24 protein-coding genes and 1 riboswitch are annotated in these 23,808 nt (G+C 36.1%); of the genes, 18 read left to right on the forward strand and 6 right to left on the reverse strand.

Annotated elements, in window-relative coordinates:
- Positions 1 to 7 precede the first annotated feature (7 nt).
- The 5 genes from KIK00_RS12305 to KIK00_RS12325 all read left to right on the forward strand — a co-directional run bounded on the left by KIK00_RS12305 (position 8) and on the right by KIK00_RS12325 (position 5,025).
- A complete protein-coding gene (locus tag KIK00_RS12305; RefSeq protein WP_255812702.1) occupies positions 8 to 781 on the forward strand; it encodes a hypothetical protein in 774 nt (257 codons plus the stop codon).
- Between the two features lie 485 nt (positions 782 to 1,266).
- Complete coding sequence (locus KIK00_RS12310; RefSeq protein WP_255812703.1) at positions 1,267 to 2,511, forward strand: hypothetical protein; 1,245 nt, start codon at positions 1,267 to 1,269, stop codon at positions 2,509 to 2,511.
- A 17-nt stretch (positions 2,512 to 2,528) separates the two neighbouring features.
- A complete protein-coding gene (locus KIK00_RS12315) occupies positions 2,529 to 2,882 on the forward strand; it encodes a DUF2200 domain-containing protein (protein ID WP_255812704.1) in 354 nt (117 codons plus the stop codon).
- Between the two features lie 141 nt (positions 2,883 to 3,023).
- Positions 3,024 to 3,149: riboswitch (FMN riboswitch) on the forward strand.
- Between the two features lie 92 nt (positions 3,150 to 3,241).
- Entirely contained in the window at positions 3,242 to 3,889 is a 648-nt protein-coding gene (gene ribB, locus KIK00_RS12320; RefSeq protein ID WP_255812705.1) for a 3,4-dihydroxy-2-butanone-4-phosphate synthase, read from the forward strand.
- Between the two features lie 137 nt (positions 3,890 to 4,026).
- The gene (locus KIK00_RS12325; RefSeq protein WP_255812706.1) at positions 4,027 to 5,025 is read left to right on the forward strand and encodes a T9SS type A sorting domain-containing protein; all 999 of its coding nucleotides are present in this window, start codon (positions 4,027 to 4,029) and stop codon (positions 5,023 to 5,025) included.
- Positions 5,026 to 5,199: 174 nt separating this feature from the next.
- On the opposite strand, the gene KIK00_RS12330 is transcribed toward KIK00_RS12325, so the two are convergent.
- The gene (locus tag KIK00_RS12330; protein ID WP_255812707.1) at positions 5,200 to 7,284 is read right to left on the reverse strand and encodes a TonB-dependent receptor domain-containing protein; all 2,085 of its coding nucleotides are present in this window, start codon (positions 7,282 to 7,284) and stop codon (positions 5,200 to 5,202) included.
- A gap of 164 nt (positions 7,285 to 7,448) precedes the next feature.
- Here KIK00_RS12330 and KIK00_RS12335 point away from each other — a divergent pair, with 164 nt between their 5' ends.
- Positions 7,449 to 8,201, forward strand: a complete 753-nt coding sequence (locus KIK00_RS12335) for a DUF3575 domain-containing protein (RefSeq protein WP_255812708.1) — start codon at positions 7,449 to 7,451, stop codon at positions 8,199 to 8,201.
- Between the two features lie 104 nt (positions 8,202 to 8,305).
- The gene (locus KIK00_RS12340; protein ID WP_255812709.1) at positions 8,306 to 9,598 is read left to right on the forward strand and encodes an MFS transporter; all 1,293 of its coding nucleotides are present in this window, start codon (positions 8,306 to 8,308) and stop codon (positions 9,596 to 9,598) included.
- A 60-nt stretch (positions 9,599 to 9,658) separates the two neighbouring features.
- Here the strand turns inward: KIK00_RS12340 and KIK00_RS12345 are convergent, their stop codons facing one another.
- Positions 9,659 to 9,874: a hypothetical protein gene (locus tag KIK00_RS12345; RefSeq protein WP_255812710.1), complete on the reverse strand. Its 216-nt coding sequence runs from the start codon at positions 9,872 to 9,874 to the stop codon at positions 9,659 to 9,661.
- Between the two features lie 219 nt (positions 9,875 to 10,093).
- Between KIK00_RS12345 and KIK00_RS12350 the strand changes: the two genes are divergently transcribed.
- From KIK00_RS12350 to KIK00_RS12370, 5 genes are all read left to right on the forward strand, one after another.
- Positions 10,094 to 10,768 (forward strand): DUF4919 domain-containing protein, encoded by a 675-nt coding sequence (locus tag KIK00_RS12350; RefSeq protein WP_255812711.1) that lies wholly within the window; start codon positions 10,094 to 10,096, stop codon positions 10,766 to 10,768.
- A 203-nt stretch (positions 10,769 to 10,971) separates the two neighbouring features.
- The gene (locus KIK00_RS12355) at positions 10,972 to 11,823 is read left to right on the forward strand and encodes an alpha/beta fold hydrolase (RefSeq protein WP_255812712.1); all 852 of its coding nucleotides are present in this window, start codon (positions 10,972 to 10,974) and stop codon (positions 11,821 to 11,823) included.
- Positions 11,823 to 12,293, forward strand: coding sequence for an RNA polymerase sigma factor (locus KIK00_RS12360; RefSeq protein WP_255812713.1), 471 nt, complete (start codon positions 11,823 to 11,825; stop codon positions 12,291 to 12,293). The genes KIK00_RS12355 and KIK00_RS12360 overlap by 1 nt, the downstream gene beginning before the upstream one ends.
- Positions 12,283 to 12,876 (forward strand): hypothetical protein, encoded by a 594-nt coding sequence (locus KIK00_RS12365; protein WP_255812714.1) that lies wholly within the window; start codon positions 12,283 to 12,285, stop codon positions 12,874 to 12,876. The genes KIK00_RS12360 and KIK00_RS12365 overlap by 11 nt, the downstream gene beginning before the upstream one ends.
- Entirely contained in the window at positions 12,873 to 13,487 is a 615-nt protein-coding gene (locus KIK00_RS12370) for a class I SAM-dependent methyltransferase (RefSeq protein ID WP_255812715.1), read from the forward strand. The genes KIK00_RS12365 and KIK00_RS12370 overlap by 4 nt, the downstream gene beginning before the upstream one ends.
- Positions 13,488 to 13,649: 162 nt before the next feature.
- Here KIK00_RS12370 and KIK00_RS12375 read toward each other — a convergent pair whose 3' ends face one another.
- The 4 genes from KIK00_RS12375 to truA form a co-directional block, all read right to left on the reverse strand.
- Complete coding sequence (locus KIK00_RS12375) at positions 13,650 to 15,407, reverse strand: ABC transporter ATP-binding protein (RefSeq protein WP_255812716.1); 1,758 nt, start codon at positions 15,405 to 15,407, stop codon at positions 13,650 to 13,652.
- 132 nt (positions 15,408 to 15,539) lie between these two features.
- Positions 15,540 to 16,310 carry a carboxylesterase gene (locus tag KIK00_RS12380; protein WP_255812717.1) on the reverse strand — a complete coding sequence of 257 codons (771 nt, stop codon included), beginning with the start codon at positions 16,308 to 16,310 and terminating at the stop codon, positions 15,540 to 15,542.
- Positions 16,311 to 16,395: 85 nt separating this feature from the next.
- On the reverse strand, positions 16,396 to 16,983 hold the full coding sequence (locus KIK00_RS12385) for a Crp/Fnr family transcriptional regulator (protein WP_255812718.1): 588 nt from the start codon (positions 16,981 to 16,983) through the stop codon (positions 16,396 to 16,398).
- Between the two features lie 55 nt (positions 16,984 to 17,038).
- Positions 17,039 to 17,770, reverse strand: coding sequence for a tRNA pseudouridine(38-40) synthase TruA (truA, locus tag KIK00_RS12390; RefSeq protein WP_047379205.1), 732 nt, complete (start codon positions 17,768 to 17,770; stop codon positions 17,039 to 17,041).
- Between the two features lie 109 nt (positions 17,771 to 17,879).
- Between truA and lpxK the strand changes: the two genes are divergently transcribed.
- From lpxK to KIK00_RS12420, 6 genes are all read left to right on the forward strand, one after another.
- Positions 17,880 to 18,905 carry a tetraacyldisaccharide 4'-kinase gene (gene lpxK, locus KIK00_RS12395; RefSeq protein ID WP_255812719.1) on the forward strand — a complete coding sequence of 342 codons (1,026 nt, stop codon included), beginning with the start codon at positions 17,880 to 17,882 and terminating at the stop codon, positions 18,903 to 18,905.
- A complete protein-coding gene (locus tag KIK00_RS12400; protein WP_255812720.1) occupies positions 18,889 to 19,704 on the forward strand; it encodes a purine-nucleoside phosphorylase in 816 nt (271 codons plus the stop codon). The genes lpxK and KIK00_RS12400 overlap by 17 nt, the downstream gene beginning before the upstream one ends.
- 210 nt (positions 19,705 to 19,914) lie before the next feature.
- Entirely contained in the window at positions 19,915 to 20,430 is a 516-nt protein-coding gene (locus KIK00_RS12405) for a thioredoxin family protein (RefSeq protein WP_255812721.1), read from the forward strand.
- An 89-nt stretch (positions 20,431 to 20,519) separates the two neighbouring features.
- The gene (locus tag KIK00_RS12410; protein WP_255812722.1) at positions 20,520 to 20,975 is read left to right on the forward strand and encodes a GNAT family N-acetyltransferase; all 456 of its coding nucleotides are present in this window, start codon (positions 20,520 to 20,522) and stop codon (positions 20,973 to 20,975) included.
- Positions 20,976 to 21,163: 188 nt separating this feature from the next.
- Positions 21,164 to 22,261, forward strand: a complete 1,098-nt coding sequence (gene dinB / locus KIK00_RS12415; RefSeq protein WP_255812723.1) for a DNA polymerase IV — start codon at positions 21,164 to 21,166, stop codon at positions 22,259 to 22,261.
- Positions 22,262 to 22,305: 44 nt separating this feature from the next.
- A complete protein-coding gene (locus KIK00_RS12420) occupies positions 22,306 to 23,778 on the forward strand; it encodes an alpha-amylase (RefSeq protein WP_255812724.1) in 1,473 nt (490 codons plus the stop codon).
- Positions 23,779 to 23,808 lie beyond the last annotated feature (30 nt).

Here is a 23,808-nt window from a genome sequence, read left to right on the forward strand (position 1 = left end):
CATCATTATGACCACTAAAACCATAGAACTCGATTTATTTCAGGAGAACATCAAACACCTTTCAACTAATGAGCTCGGGAATTTTATTGCCATAACCTCTAAGAACAAAATTGTAATCTCCGGCACAGAAACGCCATTAGAATTAGGAGTTGATATCTTAATGGCTAAAATCATTAATGAAGAAAAAATTTTAATTGTACTTCATCGTCCAACCTCAATAGAAAATGCTTTAATTATTGACTATACAGGAAAGCCCTATGTAAAATTTAATATTGGTACTTCAATTAATGACATTAAGATAAATGGCAAAAAAATAATAGTATCGTATTTTGATGAAGGTGTTTTAAGAGGCGATAAACCTGACTGTGATGCATTAGCAGTATTTAATCTTAATGGGGAACATGTTTTTGGTTTTAACTCAAGTAATTTACAAGACCAACTTATCGATTGCTATTGTGTTGCCAATTTGGGAAATGGAAAAATAGTTTTTAATGGTTATGGAAATTTTCTGTTGCAGGAGTTGGATGTAAACAACTTTAATCTTGTCAGCTATAGAATTCCACCTGTATGCATAGGTGCTCAATCTGTATCTACCAATGCTGGAAATATTATATTTCATTCAACCTATAAAGACAAAACAAGTTTTTTTATTTGGAATCTTCAATCAGACGAATTCTACCAAATGCATTCGGAATTTAAAAACCTTCACTCTACCGAGAATGGAATATTCTACCAAGTCAACAAAAAATCATTTACTATCATTAACCCATTAGAATTATAAATTTTGTGGATAAGTATGAGATACAATTTCAGAGCACCAACAAATATTCAATTAAACAATTGATTTTTAAATAATTAAATTAAAAACAATGAGTTATCCACATCTTTAAATATTTGTGGATAACTTTCTATTATCCAATTTCCTCTTGTGGATAAACTATGGATAAGTTTTTAACCCATAAAAAAGAACCATATAATATATTAAAATTCAATAATTTAAAATAATATTGAATTTTTGAAAAATTTCTAAAATAAAAAATCATGTGGATAAGTTCTGTGGATAACTTATCCACATTTTTTCAGCCTTATTATTCAGCAATTATTCGCAGGCATTATTTAAAACTAATTCTTGAGGTTATCCACAAAAATAAATTACTCCTATAGCCAGAATTGTTTTTTGTTTTATCAGAATTATTAGATTTTTTGTAAGTTAGTTGATAGAGAATACAACCTCATTTTCAATAAAATTTTAATATAAAAAGTTTAATGTACAACACTACAATCCAAAAAGAATGGTTCTCAGAAGGGGAACGCTATGCAAAAGAAATCAATGAAATGGTTGAATTTGGTGAAAAAAATGGCTGGGAAAACTGGAAAGGTGAAGAACCCGAAGATAAAAGAGCAGATATAGCCCGCGAAGTTTTTGAACTGCTTAAAACTGCTAACAAAAACGAAGACACAGAAAATTTCAGGGAACATTTCCCGCCTGCCCACACTCCTATCATCCCTTTAATGGAAAATAAGGCTCAGAATATTGAACATATGCACTTTATCTCTGATGAAAAAATTGTTTTCATGACAGGCACTTCATATGAAAAAAGACAGGCTTATATTCTTGATAAAGATGTTACCACAAAACTTGATGAAAACATCCGTGCCATTGGGAAATCCAAACGGGAAAACATTTTCGCCATTGCAGATTCTCATAAAATATCTTTATATAAAGGTTGGAACGGAGACCTCATCAATGAATTTGAACTGGATGAAAACCCAGATTTTGGGATTACTGATATGTATCCTTTCAATGATGGAAGCAAAGTAGTGATTGTTTCCTCAGACGGAATTTTCCTGGTTTCAAATACTGAAAAAAAACTCATTCACCCCATTAATGAAGACAATGAAGAAGACTGGAGCTCTCAGATTGACATGGAAAATGCAGCATTATCCAACGATAATTCTTATATCGTGGTGGGGGATCAGTGCTATGATCACAGAATATTGGATCATGAGGGCAATACGGTAGGATCTATAGGACCTCAATCATCTTACCCGCATTTTTGTCTTTTTGCAAAAGATGACAGCCAGCTGATTACAAACTCCTGCCACTTTTATAACGGAATTACCATAGGAATCAATGCTGATCAATATATAGGAGCTGATATTGAAGCTTATACAGAAAGTGAACATTTTACTTTCATTGATGAGGAGATGAGAGTCTATGAAGGAGTTGCCATAAAAGATAATTATATCCTGGGAGATGCATACGGCTATATCAAGGCTTTTGACAAGAACGGAAACCAGCTGTGGAGACACTTCCTGGGTTCTACCATTACAGGAATAGCTCTTTCTGATAACGAAGAAACCCTGTGGGTAGCCGCACACTCAGGCATTCTACACAAACTAAAGCTGGGAAAAGGACATAGAGATACCCACACCATCGGAAACGGAAAGCATTATGAAGAGTTCAGACTGCTGGTCTGGAAAGATGAACCTCAGATCTGGAAGTGGTAATTAATAACAATAAATTCATGCAGAATACCAAAATTTTCACAACAGCTTTTGCCAGTGTTTATCCGCATTATATTCAAAAAGCAGAGAAAAAGGGGCGTACAAAATCGGAAGTTCATGAAATCATCTGCTGGCTGACAGGTTATGATGAAAAAGGTCTGCAGGAACAGATTGATAAAAGGAATGATTTTATTACTTTTTTTAATCAGGCTCCTCAAGTGAATCCTAATGTCTCATTGATCAAAGGTGTCATTTGTGGATATCGCGTGGAGGAAATTGAAGATGAACTTATGCGAAATATCCGCTATATGGATAAGCTGATTGATGAGCTGGCAAAGGGAAAGAAGATGGAGAAAATTTTGAGAATAGTCTAAAAAATATATCTTTTACGGTCTTATAAATCTGAAAAATCTCTTCTCCATTTCAAAAAACTTCCCGAAATTAGCGGTCTGTGCGTTAAATACTATTCAATGAAATAAAAATTTAAATTACAACATACAGCAAAACTTAGTATAAGTTTTCTTCGGGGCAGGGTGAAATTCCCTACCGGCGGTTACAGTCCGCGACTCCTTTCTTATGAAGGGACTGATCTGGTGAAATTCCAGAACCGACAGTTAAAGTCTGGATGGGAGAAGAAAATGAGATGACCAATAAGATTCCTTATGGACTCTTGTTGTGTTGTATTTCATTTCCATGTACCGAAGACTATTTTAACTTTTAAAAGTAAAATAACATGGAAAAATTATTAGAACAATTCGGAGCAACCTCCAAAGAACGTGTAGAAAAAGCACTTCAAACACTACAAAAGGGAAAAGGCATTCTTTTGGTAGATGATGAAAACCGTGAAAACGAAGGTGATATCATCTTTCCCGCTTCCACTATTACAGAACAGGATATGGCACTTCTGATCCGCGAATGCAGCGGAATTGTCTGCTTATGCATTTCTGAGGAAAAAAGCCGCCACCTCAACCTTCGTCCGATGGTGGAAAACAACAATTCAAAAAATCAAACCGCATTTACCATTTCCATTGAAGCCAGAGAAGGTGTGGAATCAGGTGTTTCTGCAAAAGATCGTGTAACAACGATCAGAACTGCTGTGGCAGCAGGTGCTCAGGCAGAGCATATTGCAAGTCCCGGTCATGTTTTCCCTCTGATTGCCAGAAAAGACGGTGTTTTTGAAAGACGCGGTCATACCGAAGGCAGTGTAGATCTTGTAAAAATGGCCAATCTGGGTGACGATGCCGTACTTTGTGAACTGACGAATGAAGACGGTTCTATGGCAAGACTTCCTGAAATCGTAGACTTTGCTATCAAAAAAGGGATGAGCGTAGTGACCATCGAAGACATTTATGCTTATCGTAAAATGGTGATGAGCAATTAAACGTAAATATTTTTAACGCACAGATTCGCCTGCTGATAGGATCAGCAGGCGTTTTTATTAAAAATTTAACTAAAAACAAATAAAATCAGCATTTTAATACTATTTTTTAATTATTTTTAACAAAAAAAATCTTGACTATGAAAAAATCTTTACTCCTTTTATTAGGAGCTTCTGCAATGTTTTCTGCGCAGATCACGCTTACAAAAGCAGCTAATGACCCTATTTCTGGAAACGTTATCAATTACAATCATGTAACCGGAGCCGTAAACAACTCCGCAACAGGAGCTAACACTACGTTTTCAAACGGAGGTCTTACAATGGGAGTTTCGTCAGTAACAACTTATTCTACTCCTACTTCTGCTGAAATAACAACATTTCCGGGTTCTACCATTAAAATGATAGACGGAACAACAACCATTTATTATAAAGCTTCTACAACTAAACTGGAAATTACAGGAATTGTAAATCCACAGCTTACTTTAAATTTCAGTGTAGATAATGGTACTTATAATAATTATCCTACCACTTATGGACCGGCACAAAACGATACAGCTAAAGGGACTTTCTCGTCATCTGTAGCCAACGGATTATTCAGCGGTACAATGACTGCCCAAGCTGATGCATATGGAACTCTGATTATAGGTAATCAAACATACAGTAATGTTCTTAGAGTAAAATATACGCAGAACCTTAGTCTATACGCATCTTTTGATGTTATTTATGCTAACCCTATCGGAACAGCTACCAATACGGCCTATGCTTATTATGATGCTTCTCACAGATATGCTCTGCTAAATTCTACAAGCGGAAATGTAAGTGTTCCATTGTTGAGTATCAACCAGACAGTAGCCACTGCATTAGCTTTAAACGAAGCATTTCTGGCAACCAGCAATACAGCAAGAAAAGAAAGCTTAGTAGTTTATCCTAACCCTGCACAGGACTTTATCGGTTTCAAAGGAAATACAGATAATTATTCCAAAGCAAATATTTACAGTCTGGATGGAAAACTGGTTAAAACATCAGATGTAAAATCCGGAAATATTCAAATCTCAGATCTTCCACCAGCGTCTTATTTTATAGAGATCAGTGGAAAAAATGCTACAGACACAAAGAATACAAAATTCATCAAGAAATAATAAAAAAATCCCGCTCAATTGAGCGGGATTTTTTTAGAAAGAAGCTGGAGTTGGAGGATGGAAGTTATTTCAGCCTAAGAACAAATACAGTTCAATTTTATTCTATTTTTCAGCTAAAAATCTGGTGTAATAGTTTACACAGCGTAAACTCCCTGCTTCCATCCTGTTTTATGATTAAAAAGTAGCAGCAGGAGCTGTTTCGTTGTTTAGCTTTCGCTGAATTTCTGTCTTTTTTCCTTTGGAGAAATCATAACTCAGTCCTAATATAAACATTGACTTATTATTCATAATCTGAGTATGAACTTTATAATCAACTAAGCTTTCCGGTAAACTTTTCGTTTTGTACTCTGAAGGCATTCCTATCCAGTACATACCTGTAGAAAACGTCCAGTTCTTGTGTTTATAGCTTACAAAAATATTATTCTGATTTTCGTTCGTGTTCAGGAAAGCACCGCTAAGACTATACACCGGAATATTGAACTGATACTGAAGTGAGAAAGATTTATATTCTGAGGAAAGCGAAAAATAATTTCCTAAATAATCATTCTTAATCAAAGCGCCGGTACTGGTTTTTACCGTTTCAGAAGTAGGTGTAATCACAGCTTTTATTACAAACAGGCTATTCCCGAAAGGCTTATAAGATCCTGTAAGCTGTACTCCGTATCGCTGCCCGTTTTTCCCGTTTTCATAAGTGAGTGCATAACCTCCCAATACATCATCCTGAACATAATACTGATTGATTACCCTGTTGGTATATCGGTAAAACAGACCTGCATTAAAGTCAAAATACTTGTTATTAAAAGAATAGGTCAGGTTGTTAGAAAATACCTGCTGAGATTCTAAAAAGGGATTTCCTCTTTGGACAATATTGGGAGCCAGCTGTACCACGTTACTACTCAAAGCATTACTCCAGGGGCTTACCGGATTATAACTTGCTGTAAAACGAAGGTTCTGATTGTTTTTAAGTTGATAGGCTAAAATAACCTTTGGAGTAAAAGTCCATTCATCAAAAGTATTCTCTGCACTTTTGTTGTGAATATTTGTAAGACCAGCTCCAATGCGGTAACTGAATTCATTCACCTTTCCAGCAAATTCGGTATAAAAATACTGCTCCAGATAATTGACACTGTATTGAGAATATCCGGCAAGGTTATTCAGATCATTGGAAATAGAAGACCTTGAAATACGATATCCGGATGATAGTTTTCCTGCTTCAAAATCATGAGTATGGGCAAGCTCTCCTACCAGACTCGTTTGCTTTGCCTTTAAAACCATATCATTATCATATACCGAAAGTCCCGAACCTACAATCCATTCCCTGGCAGTTTCTGAAGTATTGGTCGTATAATGAGAACCTACTACATTAATGCTCAGCTCATCTTTTTCACCAATCTTTTTGGAGTAATAAAGATCCAGCTTAGGAATCACATAATCTGAACCATTATTTTTAAACATCGCATGTTCTTCCTTCAGATCATCTTCACTAAAGATACTCTGCCCTACTCCTTTTGAAAATCTGCTGAAAATGTCCATATTCAGTTTGGCCTGAAAAGCATAATCATCGGGAACAAGTCTTGTATAACGTAAAGCAACATTCTGAAAAGTATATCCGAAATGATCTTTCCTGTTTTCATCAGAACGGTAATGCTTTCCGTTCAGCTGGTAATCATAGATACTGTTTACTCTTCTGTCATTATAATCTCTTAAATTCAGGGAATATTCTAAACCGAAATTATTTTTCCCTTTTGTATAATTGGCGTAAGCAGAACCATTCACAAATCCTGTATTCAACGCTGTAGAAACATCAGCCCCGAACACATATCCCGTTTCTGTGGATCTCGTCAGAATATTAACTACAGTATCTGCTCTTGTTGCCCATCTTGCCGGTGGAATATCATAATACTCAACTTTCACAACCTCACTGGGTGTAACGCTTCGGATCTGCATATCTGTAGCTTCAATCCCGTTGATAAGAAATAGTGTAGTTCCTCCTTTCGTACTGGTAATGGTATTCGATACCGGATCCAACTGTAATTCAGGAAGGGTACGGAGCAGATCTTTTGCATAGCGTGCTCTTTCCAATGCCTCTTTATCAAAAGTATAAACTGCTTTATCCGCAAACTGTTTTTTACGTTGTGATTTTAAAATAACTTCCTGGATCTCTTTTGTTGCTGCAACATCGGCTGTATCGTTTTTCTTCTCCTGGGCAAAAGCAAAAGCTCCACAAAGAAAGAATATGGTATAAATAGTTTTTTTCATATCAAAAGATGAATTATACTATTAGGACAATCAATCTCCGACGTGTATTACATTGATGATCATTAAAAATTAAAGATTAATTAAATTTTAAAAAAAATCTAATTATTATGTTAAATACAGCCCGCTTTTTGCTGGTACTTTTTAACATCACAAAATATAAAGTCATGAAAAAAGCATTCATATTAATTCCCTGCTTTCTTTTTTCAGCATTGGGAGCTCAGGAAACTCAAAACAGTTCAGGAGAAAAGATGAATATCATCAAAACCAATGTCACAGCTTATGCTTTCAGAAACATTAACCTGTCTTATGAGCGGGTCATCAACCAGTGGTTTTCAGTGAACATCGGTTTCGGAACAATGCCGGAAGGAAAAGTACCGTTCATCAATGCCTTTCTGAAAGACGAAGATGAAAAAAGATTCCAGAATCTTAGGGTAAAAGCTACCAATTTTACCATAGAACCGAGGTTTTATATCGGTAAAGGCTATGGAAAAGGATTTTATTTTGCACCTTATTATCGGTATTCAAGTGTTACTTCCAATACTTTTGATTTTTATTATGATTACAATGGTCCTAATTCAATTACTTATCAAATCCCGCTTAGAGGCCAGGGAGACACTAATGGAAACAGTGGCGGCCTGATGGTGGGAGTACAATTCTTTTTAACAAGGAGTCAGAATCTTGTACTGGATTTTTGGATTGCAGGAGCACACTACGGAAGTGGAAAAGGTGATTTTACCATGACCTCAGATTATATATTAACTCCTGACATGCAGGCTCAGCTTAAAAAAGAAATTGAAGACCTGGATATTCCTTTTGTAAAGTATACGGTAGAAACCAATGCCAATGGTGCCAGAATAAAAGTGGATGGTCCTTGGGCGGGCTTTAGAAGCGGGCTTTCCATTGGATATAGATTTTAAAAATTTACTCTTACCTATTATTCAACCGTTCTTTTTCAGAGCGGTTTATTTTTTTTCTGAAATTTGTATCTTGGGTGCCAAAAACTTGTCTGAAATAATAATTTATGAATTCATCCTCTATCACTACTGGTCAAAGAATCAAAGCCATCATAGGCGGATCTATCGGAAATCTTGTTGAATGGTATGATTGGTATGCCTACGCTGCTTTTGCCATTTATTTTTCACATTCATTTTTCCCGGATTCTGACCTGAATGCACAGCTGATGAATACAGCAGGAATATTTGCGGTAGGCTTTCTGATGCGCCCCATTGGAGGCTGGATATTCGGAAGTATTGCTGACAAGATCGGAAGAAAAAAGGCAATGACACTTTCTGTATTACTCATGTCATTCGGATCTCTTCTGATTGCTCTTACTCCTACTTATAAAACCATCGGAATTCTGGCTCCTGCTTTATTGCTGATCGCCAGACTATTGCAGGGATTGAGTGTAGGAGGCGAATATGGCGTTTCCGCAACTTATCTCAGCGAAATGGCATCAGAAGATAAAAGGGGATTTTATTCGAGCTTTCAGTATGTCACTCTCATCGGAGGTCAGCTGATTGCATTGGGAATACAATTGATCTTACAGAAACTGCTTTTAACAGAAGCCCAGCTTGAAGAATGGGGCTGGAGAATTCCTTTTGTTATTGGAGCATTACTTTCTGTTATCGCCTTATATTTAAGAGCCAATCTTCACGAAACTGAAGCATTTGAGAATAAAAAAGAACTTAGTGAAAAGAAAAAAGGAACAGTAACAGAACTTCTAAAGCATCCAAAAGCTCTGCTTACGGTAATCGGGCTGACATTAGGGGGAACTCTTGCGTTCTACACTTATACCACTTATATGCAAAAATTTCTGGTGAACACTGTACATTTGACTAAAGAACAATCTACCCTTATTTCATTTATCTCATTATTTATATTTGCCTGCCTGCAGCCAGTTTTCGGAGCATTATCAGATAAAATCGGAAGAAGGCCGCTTCTTTTAGGCTTTGGAATTTTGGGTACGTTATTCACTGTCCCTCTTCTCACTGCTTTAAGTACAACAACCTCAATGTGGACCGCCTTTTTTCTGATTATGGCATCTCTGATCATTGTCAGCGGGTATACCTCCATCAATGCTGTTGTAAAAGCAGAACTTTTCCCTTCTGAGATCAGGGCGCTGGGTGTAGGACTTCCCTATGCTCTTACAGTAGCTATTTTCGGAGGAACTGCGGAATATATTGCTTTATGGTTTAAACAGACAGGAACAGAAAGTTATTTCTACTGGTACATTACGGGATGTATTTTATTTTCCCTGATCGTATATGCCCGAATGAAGGATACGAAAGAAACATCTACACTCGATAAAGACTAATATTATACCGCTTTATAAAAACTGTGCGCTGCAGATTCTCTGCAGCGCACATTCTATTTCTTAATGATAGGCTTGTTTAAATTTTTCAATCATATTGTCCAGATTATGACGCTGAACATAGATACTTTTTACCTCTTCATACCTCGGCGATTTATAGAAAACCTCGTGGAAATCCATACTGCCGTTTCCTACTTTTACAACTTTCTGTACTTCGATATTTAGCTTTTTCAATTCGTCTTTGAAGACTTTAAATTCATCTTGGATACTACTACTCATTAATATTTTTAGTTTTTTAGTTAAAAATTCCATTTACCCCTTCGAATGTTAGGGGTTACCTCTTAAATTCTGAATAAAGTTAGTAAATTTATCAACACAAAATGACACTTTGATAACATTTTATTGTTTTTTTTACAAACAGACAGTAAACTTTTATCTTATTAATGCATATTCCGTATTTTTAAGTCATCAAAAAATCACAACAACATTATACAAACCATGAATATTAAAGCATTTTTCTCTTTATTCTTTTTAACACAGCTTACTTTCCTGCATGCACAAAAAATGGAATTTAAAGCACCAGATTATTCTTTAATTCAAAAAAATATTGAGGATAAAAATTCGGAATTGTATTATCCGAAACTTTTAAAAAGATTAAAACAGAACGATACGCTCCTTACAAGCAATCAGTACCGTCATCTTTACTTCGGTTATACCTTTCAAAAAGACTATCAACCTTATAAAACTGGGAAGAAAGCCGAAGAAGTGGCCAAATATTATCGCGGGGAAGGTATTTCACAAAAAGATCTTTCCAAAGGGATCCAATTGTTTTTGGATGCTTTGGATGAAAATCCACTGGATCTGCGTGCCATGAATTATCTTGCTTATTTATATCATTTAAATAATGATGATAACATGGCTGAAAAAGTCGCTGGAAATTTCCACGGATTATTAAATGCTATTCTTACTTCCGGTGATGGGTTGAAATGTGAGACCGGTTTTCATGTCATTTCCGTTACTGATGAATATGTACTTTTAAACAGGTTTCAAATGGAAACAAAATCGCAAAGTCTGAAAGGAAAATGCGATTATCAGGAATTTGAAAAGGATAAATATAAAATTCCGGGGTTTTATTTTGACATCAGCAGATTTTATGGAAGAATATTAGATTAATTATTCCTGTATCTGTTCATGATTTCACTCTTGTTTTACCATTTAACAACAAATTGCTAAAATAAATTCCCATATGATTTGCTCTAAATAAAAGGGTTTAGAAGGAGGAGAAATATTTTTTTGAAAAAAATATTTAAATCTTGTGTAACATTTTTTAAAGGTTCGTCTCTAAAAGACAAATAAACCTTAAAACTTTAGAAATCATGAAAAAATTCACATTCCTTCTTATCATTATGTTATTTTTCTTAGCAATATGCAATATATTCGGTCAGGAAAAAGTGTATCCTTTTGAAGTAAAGAAAACCGGAAAAGGAAGCCAGTCTTTACTATTTATTCCGGGGTTTGCCTCTTCAGGAGATGTATGGAACGAAACGACAGCAAAATTTGAAAAAAGCTTCACCTGTTATACTTTAACAATGGCAGGATTTGCCGGAACTAAACCGCAGGCAGATGCCAGCTTTAAAGATTGGGAAAAAGGAATTGCTGCTTATATAAAGAATAATAAAATAGCCAAACCTATTATCGTCGGACACAGTATGGGAGGCGGCCTTGCTCTGGCTATTGCAGCGGATTATCCTGAGTTAGTAGGAAAAATCGTTATTGTAGATACGCTACCTTGCCTTGCAGCGATATCTGATCCTAATTTTACATCTAAAGAAAATAATGACTGTACATCTACCATTACTCAATTAACAGCTATGAATGATGATCAGTACCGCAAAATGCAGACACAGACTATGCCACGCCTTCTGGCAGACACTTCTATGCAGGAAACGGTGATCAACTGGAGCATGAAATCTGACCGAAGAACATTTGCTAAAATGTACTGTGATTTTTCCAATACTGATCTGAGAGAGAAAATAAAAACTATACAATGTCCCTCTCTTATTCTTCTGGAATCCTTTTTCGTAAATTTAAAGCCAACAATTGAGGAACAGTACAAAAATTTAAAAAATACCAATATGCAGTATGCTTCAAAAGGGTTACACTTCATCATGTATGATGATAAGGATTGGTACTTTAATCAGCTTAATAACTTTTTATCTGCGAAATAATGGCTTTTGAGGAGATATACGAACTCTACTGGCAAAGGATATTCCGTCTATGCATGGGATATGTGAATGATACCGATCTTGCCCAGGATCTTGCCCAGGAAACATTCATCATTGTATGGCAGCAGCTTCCGAAATTCAGAAATGAATCCAGTGTAGGAACATGGATTTTCAGAATTGCTTCCAATAACTGTCTCCGGCAGATTGAAAAAGAAAAAAAATTTACCAAAACAGATCTGCCTGTTAATCTGGAGGAGAAAAAGCAGGAGTCTATGGAACCTCAGATACAAATGCTTTATCAGTTTATTTCGGAACTGTCTGAAACGGATAGAATTATTATTTCATTGGAGCTGGAAGAGGTAAAGCAAGCTGAGATAGCTCATATTGTAGGACTTTCAGAATCTAACATACGGGTAAAAATTCACAGGATAAAGGAAAAATTAACACAAAAGTTTAGAGAAAATGGATACTAATATCAATTTCAAAAATATATGGAAGCAACAGACTTCTAACAAACCCAACCTGGAGGAGCTTCTTGGTAAGCTGAAAAAATTCAGAAACCAGAATCTGCGTAAGCTGATTGTTGCCAATATTGGATTAATCGTCACCTCATTATTAATTATTTATATCTGGTATCGTTTCCAGCCTCAGATGATTACTACAAAAATCGGGATTGTGCTTGTCATTCTGGCTATGGTCATGTTCCTTTTTGCCTATAACAGAATGTTTATGGTTTTTTATAAAATTGATCAGACTCAGTCGAACAATGAATATCTCCAGAGTTTATATGTGGTAAAGAGTAAGCAGAAATTGATGCACACTACCATACTCAATTTATATTTTATTATGCTGTCTCTGGGAATATGCTTTTACATGTATGAATACACGTCTAGAATGACGCTTGGCTCAGGTATTCTGACCTATGCCGTAACATTAGCATGGATCGCTTTCAATTGGTTTTATTTAAGACCCAAAACAATAAAGAAACAACAGGGAAAACTTGATGAATTAATTAATAAATTTGAAGAGATCAATAATCAATTAAAAGAATTATGAGTTCTTCCGACAACAAAAACCATTGGGAAAACGTATACGAAACCAAAAATCCCGACCAGGTAAGCTGGACCCAGAAAAAACCTCAGACATCAATTGACTTTATCAAATCTTCGGGATTGGGAAAAGATGCTAAGATCATCGATATCGGTGGTGGAGACAGCAATCTTGTTGATTTTCTTCTTGAGGAAGGCTATGAGAATATTACAGTCCTTGATATTTCTGCCAAAGCTTTAGAAAAAGTACAGAAAAGACTTGGAACTGCTGCCAGTAAAGTAAAATGGATTGTAACTGATATTACTGCTTTTGAACCTACGGAGACTTATGACATCTGGCATGACAGAGCTGCATTCCATTTCCTTACAACAGCGGAACAGGTTTCAAAATATATAGGTATTGCAGAAAAAAATGTAAATAACTTTATGATCCTGGGAACTTTTTCTAAAAACGGACCTACGAAATGCAGCGGATTGGATATTCAACAGTATGACGAGAAATCATTACCGGAAAAGTTTGAAAGCGCTTTTGAAAAAGTAAAGTGCATTACCGAAGATCACACCACTCCTTTTGAAACCGTTCAGAATTTTGTTTTCTGCAGTTTTAAGAAGCATTAATAGATTGGATCACGGCGTGCATTAAAGCTTGGTTCAAAAAAACTTTTATGTTTAAAACTTTTGTGCCTTTTGTAGTAAAATAATCAATGTAAATATTAGACTGCTTCATAAAAAAAGAGAACCATAATAGTTCTCTTTTTGTTTATTATAATCCCTTATTGATTATGATTCTTTTTCTTCTTCCATTTCCACTTCATGACGCAGCTGGGCTTTGTAAAGAGTGGCATAATACCCGTTCTTATCCAAAAGCTCAAGGTGTTTCCCTTCTTCTACAATTTTACCATGTTCCATTACAATGATCTTATCAGCCTTTTCAATCGTTGAAAGTCTGTGGGCAATAATAATGGATGTTCTGTTTTTGGTAATTTTTTCTGTTGCTCTCTGAATAAGCTTTTCACTTTCGTGATCTATAGAAGATGTGGCTTCATCCAGAATCAAAATTTTCGGATCTGATAAATAGGCTCTCAGGAAAGACAGCAATTGTCTCTGGCCTAAAGATATTGATGAACCTCTTTCGCTCACTACATAATCATATCCGCCGGGAAGCTGCTGAATAAACTGGTCTACCTCAATTTCCCTTGCGCCTGCTTTTATTTTATCTAAAGTTATGCTGTCATCTCCGAAGGAAAGGTTTTCAAAAATACTTCCATGGAAAAGGAAAACATCCTGTAAAACTACCCCGATGTGACTTCTCAGATTATAAAGCTCATAATCTTTTAAATCCACATCATCAATCAGAATATTTCCGGAGTTGATATCATACAATCTTGTGATCAAACTGATAATGGTAGACTTTCCGGCACCCGTTGCTCCTACGATTGCTACAGTTTCTCCAGGATTCACTTTAAAATCAATTCCTTTCAGAACTTCCTGCTTTTCGTCATAAGCAAAATGGACTTTCTGGAATTCAATTTTTCCGGCAAAGTGATCTTTCTTCACTGTTCCGTTATTCGGCATTGCATTTTCTTCATCCATTAATCCCAATACTCTTTCTGCTCCTACAATTCCGCGCTGGATATTATTGAAACGGTCTGCAATCTGCCTCAAAGGACGGATCAGCATTGAAATATACTGGATAAAGGCAATCACCACCCCCGCACTGATCGTAATATATCCTCCATAGAAAAGGATAAATCCTATGAATAATGAAGAAATAAGTTCCACTACAGGAAAGAACAGCGAGAAAATAAATACGGTTCTCAGCAATGCTCCCTTTAGTGTAATATTAATATCATCAAATTTCTTAAACTCAGATTCCTGTCTGTTGAATACCTGAATAATAGACATTCCCGCCAGTCTCTCCTGAACAAAAGAGTTCTGATTGGCAGTCCAGTTTCTCTCATCTCCAAAAGCTTTCTTCAGTCTTTTCTGGAAGAATCTCGTGATCACGACCATTAAAGGTAAAATAGCCAGCGTAATATAACTCAGGTGAACATTGGTATTGAACATCATAATCAGTACAAACAGAATTCTCAGTATATCTCCGAAAACCATCAGGAAACCGTCTGTATATACTGTAGCAATTGTTTCCACATCTCCTACCGCACGTGTTACCAGCTGCCCGATTGGAGTTTTATCAAAAAATGAAGTTTTGAAATAAATCAGCTTAGCATATAACCGTTCTCTGATGTCCCTGATTACATTCTGCGAGATAAAATTTGAAAAATAAACCAGGAAAAAGTTTAAAATTGTTTCAGCAAACACCAATCCTACAAGGATATAGATATGTTTCATCATCAAAGCCTTATCATGCAGCTTTGTAATATCATTATCCACCACCTGCATAGTAAGATACGGCCTGTAAGTAGAAACAATGGAAAGGAATATAGAAATTATAAGAGTAAGGATGAACCATGAACGGAACTTCATTCCGATAAAGAACAGCCTTTTTATAATCTCCCAGGTATCTTGTTTTTTCATTGTACGAATCGAAAGAAAGAATTAAAATAAAAATTCTATGCAAAAATAAGACATTATAACCGGACTGCCTTTACAACTTTTACAAATCGTCATAGAAAATTTCAGATACCTACTATTTACAATATGAATATATTAAGCATTCTTTTGTATCCAGCCCAGTACATATTCTGCTACTTCTTCCCAATTTTTTTCCCCACAAATGAAGTGACTTCTGCCTGCAAACTCTTTAAAATCTACAATGCTGTTGGGATCTTTATAAGCTCCTGCTATTTTCTTTGAAAACTCAGCCGGAAAAATGTGATCATTAGAACCTGCAATAAACAGCAATGACTGATGTGGTTTCTTTAGATCTAATTTTGCAGAAGCTTTAAACAAAGGATCTTTTGCTAGTTTTCTACTTTCAGGAACTGCTACTGTTGCGTACAGTTTATCGCTTTCTTCTTTTGAATAATTATTGAAAAATGCTTTGTGATACCATTCTTTTGTTCCCAGATACGGACTGTTTCCTTTGAAAAAGTTCACTACCGGCCAAACAATTTTAATGGTAGAAAAAGGAGCCATAATATTTTTCGGAGGAGCTCCATCTATACTTACTCCAGCTGCGGCTTTTCCCATATCAATCAGCTTCTGAACCATAAGCCCTCCAAAAGAATGCCCAATAACGATAGGTTTTTCAGGAAGACTGTCTATGAGTTTTACAAGATTATTCACTGTGTCATCAAATCCTACATGACGAAGTTCTCCCGGAATATTATTTTTTAAAGAGACAGGATCTCCTTCATGTCCGGGATTTGAAGGTGTATGTACCGTATACCCTTGAGCTTCGAAATACGTTTTCCATTCTTTCCAGCTTGTATTATTCACAAATAACCCATGAATCAATACGATTGTTTTTGTTTTCATAATTTTTATTTTTTGTATTGTTAAATTGATGAAACAAATTTCCGCAGATAAAATGACGAAAACTTTAACTCAGGTTAAAATCGTACTATTTCTCTGAAATTCTTTTTCTTATCCTGCTCAGAGAAGGTCCCTGAATACCCAGATAAGAAGAAATATGATAAAGCGGAACATTACTGAAAATATCCGGATGCTCTTTCATCAGATCCAGATAGCGTTCTTCAGGAGACTTTAATAAAAACCCTTCTACCCTTGTCATAGTCACATTAAAAGCTGCCTGTGCAAGAAGCCGCCCGAATGTCTCCCACTGATGCGACTGCTTATAAAGCGAAAGCAGATCTGCATGCCGAATAAAAATAATAGAAGCATCCGTAAGAGCCTGTGTAAAATAATCACATGGAATCTGATTCAGAAAACTTTTAAAAGGAACCACAAAACCATTAGCCGAATAAAGAAAAACATTCTTTTCTTCACCCGTATCTCCATTGATGACATAAGAACGGAAAACACCGTCAACTATAAATCCTAAATAAGAACATACATTTCCCTGAAGATTATAAAAATCTCCTTTTTTATATTCCTTGGGAAGCCAAAAATTTTCAGACAATCTGAAATCTTCTTCTGAAAGTCCGGCAAAATGATGTAATGCGAAGGCTAATTTATCAATTTCAGTCATAGTTATTTATTTTATTGAAAATTAAGATTTTTCTATGACGAATTGAATCTAAGATTTAAAATTCATATCCCACATCCACCAGATACAATCCGTGCCCTGGAGCTGAAGTTCCGGCAGCGTTTCGGTTTTTATCTTCAATCACTGTACGAAGATCTTCAGGTTTCAGTTTTCCGGTTCCTATTTCTACCATTGTTCCAACGATAGCACGAACCATATTTCTAAGAAAACGGTTAGCAGAAACTGTAAATTTCAGTTCTGATCCGTTTTGCTCCCATTCTGCTTTATACATTTTGCAGATATTGGTTTTGTTGTCGGTTTTTAATTTGGCAAAACTGGTAAAATCTTCATATTCAAAAAGAATCTTACAGGCTTCATTCATGGCATCAATGTCCAGACCTCTTTTCCAGTGCTGCCATGCAGATTCCTGAGTGAATGGATTTTTTTCCAGTGAGATATAATATTCATAGGTTCTGTACGTGGCATCAAAACGGGCATGAAAATCATCTTTTACCGGAAAAATCCTTTTAATGGAAATATCAGGCGGAAGAAAACTGTTCAGCCTGCGTGTAAGCTGATTATCCAATTCTTTTTCCGTATCAAAATGAGCAAATATTTTTTTGGCGTGAACTCCTGTATCGGTTCTTCCAGCTCCTGTAGTTTTAATCTCTTCTCTTAAAATAGTGGAAAGTGCTTTTTCCAGTTCTTCCTGCACAGAAATGGCATCCGGCTGTATCTGGTAGCCGAAATAGTTCTTTCCGTTGTAAGAAAATTCAATAAAGTATCTCAATGTATTGTAATAACTCCACAAAAATACTTTAATTTAACGAAATATTTGTTGAAAAGTCTTTGAGAATATTATACCAAATGCTTATGAAAATTCCTATTTTTGCAATCGTATGAAAAGATGGTACCTTTATCCTTTTTCCCTTGGTTATCATTTGGTAACGGGTATCCGAAACACAATGTATGATCTGGGAATTTTTAAGTCGACAAAATTCAAAACTCCGATAATCAATGTCGGAAATCTTTCTGTGGGCGGAAGCGGAAAGTCACCCATGGTGATGTATCTGGCTCAATATCTATCCAAACATTACAGAACCGGTGTTCTTTCACGAGGCTATGGAAGGCTGACAAAAGGCTACGAAGTAACCAATTATGAAAGCAACTACAAAATGGTGGGTGATGAAGCCATGCAGCTTTTTGAGCGTTTTAAAAACCGTTTCGTCATTGCCGTTTCAGAAGAACGTGTGCCCGGAGCTAAAAAAGTAATTGAAGATATGGACCTTGAAGTTCTGGTATTGGATGACGCCATGCAGCACAGAGCGATCAAGCCTGGATTTAATATCCTGATGACCGACTTTAATGATCCTTTTTTTAAGGATTACCTTCTTCCGGCCGGAGATCTGAGAGAATCAAGATCAGGATATAAAAGAGCAGACATTATTATGGTCAGCAAATGTCCTGATGAACTTACTGAGGAAACAAAAAGGTATTATATCTCAAGAATAAGACCTTCATATGGGCAGAAAGTTTTCTTTTCATCCATTGGTTATGACGAAAATGTATACGGAAAAGATAAAATGCTTCCGGATAACAACCTGAATTATTATGATATTTTACTGATCACCGGAATTGCGAATCCTAAACCACTTCTGGAACATCTGGCAAAATTCTCAAAAAGGGTGAAACATTTAAAGTTCAGAGATCATCACAATTTCACAGATGATGACATTAAAAAAATCCTTGCCGAATATAAAAAATTAGGGGAATATAAGCTGATATTAACCACAGAGAAAGACTATGTACGTCTGAAAACTTTTGACTATCTTAGAGAAATTGTTTACTACTGGCCTATCAATGTACTTATTGATAAGAAAGAAGAATTCAATCAAATCATCTTAGATTATGTTAGAAAAAATTAAAGAGACCGCTGATTTTATTAAAAATATCATTCAGGAAACACCTGATTTTGCGGTTGTTTTAGGATCCGGACTTGGAAAACTACAGGATGAAGTAGAACCGGTCCATGTTTTAGAGTATAAAAACATTCCTCATTTCCCACAAACTACAGTGGCTGGGCATACCGGAAAACTGATTTATGGAATACTGGAAGGGAAAAAAGTACTGATGATGAGCGGACGTTTCCATTATTACGAAGGGCATTCTATGGAAACCGTAACTTTCCCGATAAGAGTTTTTCATCTACTGGGAATTCAAAATCTTATTCTTTCCAATGCGTGCGGCGGCGTAAATCCGGCTTATAGTGTGGCAGATATTGTCATTCTGAAAGACCATATCAATATGATGCCTGAGCATCCTTTACGCGGAAAAAATATAGATGAGCTTGGACCGCGTTTTGTGGATATGAGCGAACCTTACAACAAAAAAATGATTGCCACAGCAGAACAAGCTGCCGCAGATCATCATATCAAGATCCATCAGGGAGTTTATGTTGCCTTACAGGGACCAACTTTTGAAACTCCGGCTGAATACGGCATGATCAAAGCTATCGGCGGTGATATGGTAGGAATGAGCACCGTTCCCGAAGTAATCGTTGCCAAACATATGGGAATGGATGTATTCTGTATTTCTGTGATCACTGATCTCGGTGGACCAGATATTGCTTTGGCCGTTTCTCACGAAGAAGTTTTAAATGCTGCCAATAAAGCAATGCCGAATGTAATTACCGTTGTGAAAGGCTTGGTTAAAAACTACCAATAAAAATCGTCCGGGATTACAACTGAAAACGTAAATATTCTCCTCCTCCGGAGGGGTGGCGAAAATTCAATAGAATTTTTGACGGGGTGGTTAAGCATATTTTCACTCAATCCTCATAGAAACCATCAATATTATAAATTTTTCCTAATTCATCAGAAATCAATCTCAGATTGCAATTCATTGTTTAGATTTGTACAAATGAAATTGTACAAGATGAGAAAGTTGATATTAATTTTTATGATGGGTATTTTTGGAATAAGTTATTCACAAAAAGTTCCTGCCGTTCTTAAAACAGGGTTTTCAAAAGAAGCCTTACAACAGAAACTGGAAGATGAAGAAGGAAAAGCCATTACAGTCCAGCAGATTCTTGATCAGCATAAAGGAAAAGTTTTGGTCATTGATTTTTGGGCAGGATGGTGTAGAGATTGTTTAAATGCTCTTCCAAAAGCTAAAGAATTAGAAGAAAACAACAAGAATATTGATTTTGTATTTTTATCATTAGACCGTTCAAAAGAAGGATTTGAAAAAAGTCTTGAAAGATTTGACATGAAACACAAAGAAAATTATTGGTTTTCTACAGGCTGGAAAAATGATTTTAATAATTATGTGGACCTTAACTGGATTCCAAGGTATATGGTGATTGATCAGAAATCTTCTATTGCAAAATATTATGCGATATCCCCTGAAGATCCTGAACTTCAACAAACCATAGATAAACTTTTAAAGTAACTTTCATTTATTTTAATCCAAAAAACATAAAAACTCATTGAAGACCACTGGATTTCAATGAGTTTTAAAATTTAAAGATATATAACACTATGATCACAAGAGAAGCCACAGAACAGGATTTAGAAATCCTTTTAGAATTTGAACAGGGAGTTGTTACTGCTGAAAGGCCTTTCAACAGTACACTTATAGAAGGAGAAATTCATTATTATGATTTAAAACATCTGATACAGTCTCCGGAAGCAACCGTAATTGTTGCTGAAGAGAATAATGAAATCGTTGCGTCAGGATATGCCCTGATCAAAAATTCAGAAAAATATTACAATCAATTTGAGAAATACTCTTATCAGGGTTTTATGTACGTAAAGCCGGAATATAGAGGAAAAGGTATCAATAAAGTGATTACCGATGAACTTCTTTCCTGGTCAACATCAAGGGGAATCAGTGAGGTAAGACTTGATGTATATGCTCAAAATGAATCTGCCATAAAAGCTTATGAAAAAGCAGGTTTTGAACCTCATCTTCTCACCATGAGACTGAAATCGTAAGAGGCTGGAAGCAGTAAGATCGAAGATGGAAGTAATTTAGTGCTATGAAGAGCTGGTTATTCTTTTTATTAATGTTCAATAAATTGGCCCTAAATTTCCATATCGACCTCATTAACTTCCCTCTCCCAGCTTCACACTTCCCTTCTATAAAAAATTTACCGTAAATAAAGGAATCCATATCTTTGTATATGGATTTTTCTTTGCCTCTTCGTAAAATTATTCATGTGGACATGGACGCATTCTATGCTTCTGTGGAGCAGCATGATAATCCTACGTTGAAAGGCAAGCCAATAGCCGTAGGAGGACAGCACCGTGGTGTAGTGGCAGCCGCAAGCTATGAAGCCAGAAAATATGGTGTGCGTTCCGCAATGCCTAGTAAAACTGCCAAAGAAAAATGTCCACAGCTTATTTTTGTTCCACCCCGATTTGCCAGATATAAAGAGATTTCCAAAAAGATCCGGGAGATTTTCTATGAATATACTGATCTGGTAGAACCTCTCTCTCTGGATGAAGCCTATCTGGATGTCACCGAAAATAAAAAAGGAATGGAATCTGCCAACCTCATCGCCAAAGAAATCCGTCAGAAAATTTTTGAACAGACGGGTCTTACAGCGTCTGCAGGCATTTCGGTTAATAAGTTTCTGGCTAAAGTAGCTTCAGACATCAATAAACCGAATGGCCAGAAAACCATTCATCCTGATAAAATAGAGCATTTTCTGGAAGAATTACCTGTGGAAAAATTTTATGGTGTTGGAAAAGTTACGGCTAACAAAATGTTTAGTTTAGGAATTTATAAAGGAAAAGATTTAAAAAAGAGATCACTTGAAGATCTGGTAAGACTTTTCGGGAAATCCGGGAAGCATTATTACAATGTAGTACGCGGTATTCATACTTCAGAAGTAAAACCTCATCGTATTCAGAAAAGTGTGGCTGTGGAAAGAACATTTTTTGAGGATCTTCTGGATGAACAGCAGATCAATGAGAAGCTGGAAAGTCTTGCAGAGGAAATCCATCAAAGATTACAGAAAAATAATATTCTTGGAAGGACTTTAACGTTAAAAATAAAATATAAAGATTTCTCTCTTTTCACAAGAAGCATAACAAGAGAAGATTATTTTTCGTCTCCTGAACAGTATTACAATACCGGGAAAAAACTTTGGGAGCTCCGTCCTTTTGACAAAGCGGTACGCCTGCTCGGATTGTCTCTCTCTCAACTGAATACTGAAGAAAAAAAGCAGGTTTCCGTTCAACTAAAAATCCCGTTTGAGGAATTTGAAAATGAATAGGTCATATTTTTTTGCTACCTTGTATCAACCAAATCAGCAAATCTATGAACCCAACCATGATTCAGTTTTTCCACTGGTATTCTGAAGGCGACGGAAAATTGTGGAAAGAAGCCGAAAAACAGGCCGGATACTTAGCAAAACTTGGAATTACTTCTGTATGGTTTCCTCCAGCCTATAAAGGGACAAACGGCGGTTATTCTATCGGATATGATGCCTATGATCTGTATGATCTGGGAGAGTTTGATCAAAAGGGAACTATTCCCACAAAATATGGCACTAAAAACGATTATACAAAAGCCATTAAGGCCTTAAAGAAACAAAATATACAAGTGATTGTAGATATTGTTCTTGGGCATAAAGCCGGTGGCGATGAGCTGGAAAAATTCAAAGTGGTAAAAGTAGATGAAGAGAACAGGGAGAAAGTTATCTCCGACGTCATCGAAATTGAATCTTACACCAAATTCACTTTTCCCGGAAGAGAAAAAAAATATTCTGATTTTGAATGGAATTTCACCTGTTTCAGTGGTGTGGATTACGCTGAAGGTATGGATTCCCATATCTTCAAAATACAGTCTGAATATGGAAATGACTGGGAAGAAATGATTGATGATGAAAAAGGAAATTATGATTACCTGATGTATAATGACATTGAGCACCGAAATCCTTTTGTACGGGAAGAGCTCAATAATTGGGCAAAATGGTATTTTGATCAGACAGATTTCGATGGCGTGAGACTGGATGCTTTAAAACATATTTCTTTTGATTTTTATAAGGAATGGCTTACGCTGCTTCGTTCCAATTCCGGAAAAAATATTTTCGCTGTAGGAGAATACTGGGCTCCAGGATATCTTCATCTGCTTCAAAAATATATTGAAGTAACGGATGGATGTATGAGTCTTTTTGACAGTTCGTTACAGAATAATTTCCATACGGCTTCCAGGGAAGGTGGTTCTTATGATCTCAGGAGAATTTTTGATGAAACCCTTACTCAGGCAGATCCTATGCATTCTGTAAGTTTGGTAGCCAATCATGATACACAGCCTTTACAGGATCTTGAAGCTCCTGTAGACCCATGGTTCAAACCTCTTGCCTATGCATTCATCTTATTAAGAAAAGACGGCTATCCATGTATATTTTATCCAGATCTTTATGGGGCTCATTATGTGGATAAAGATAGAGAAGGTAATGATCAGGAGATATTTATGCCCAAGGTAGACGGCATTGAAGAGTTATTAATAGCTCGGAAAGAGCATGCTTATGGTGACCAGCAGGATTATTTTGAGGATGCCAATTGCCTTGGGTGGGTTCGTACCGGTGATGATCAACATCCAGGATGTGCTGTTGTTTTGAGCAATAAAGATTCTTACAATAAGCCTATGGAAGTGGGACAGCTTTATGCCGGAAAAAAATTTAAAGACCTGTTGAAACGATTCAAAGAAAAAGTAACTATTGATGAAAACGGATGGGGAGATTTTCCAGTTCCGGCAGGAAATGTAAGTGTTTGGATTCCTGAATAAGATGAATTTTAATAGAAATAATAAAGACAT

The sequence above is a fragment of the Chryseobacterium sp. MA9 genome (genome assembly GCF_024399315.1).
GTDB lineage: Bacteria > Bacteroidota > Bacteroidia > Flavobacteriales > Weeksellaceae > Chryseobacterium.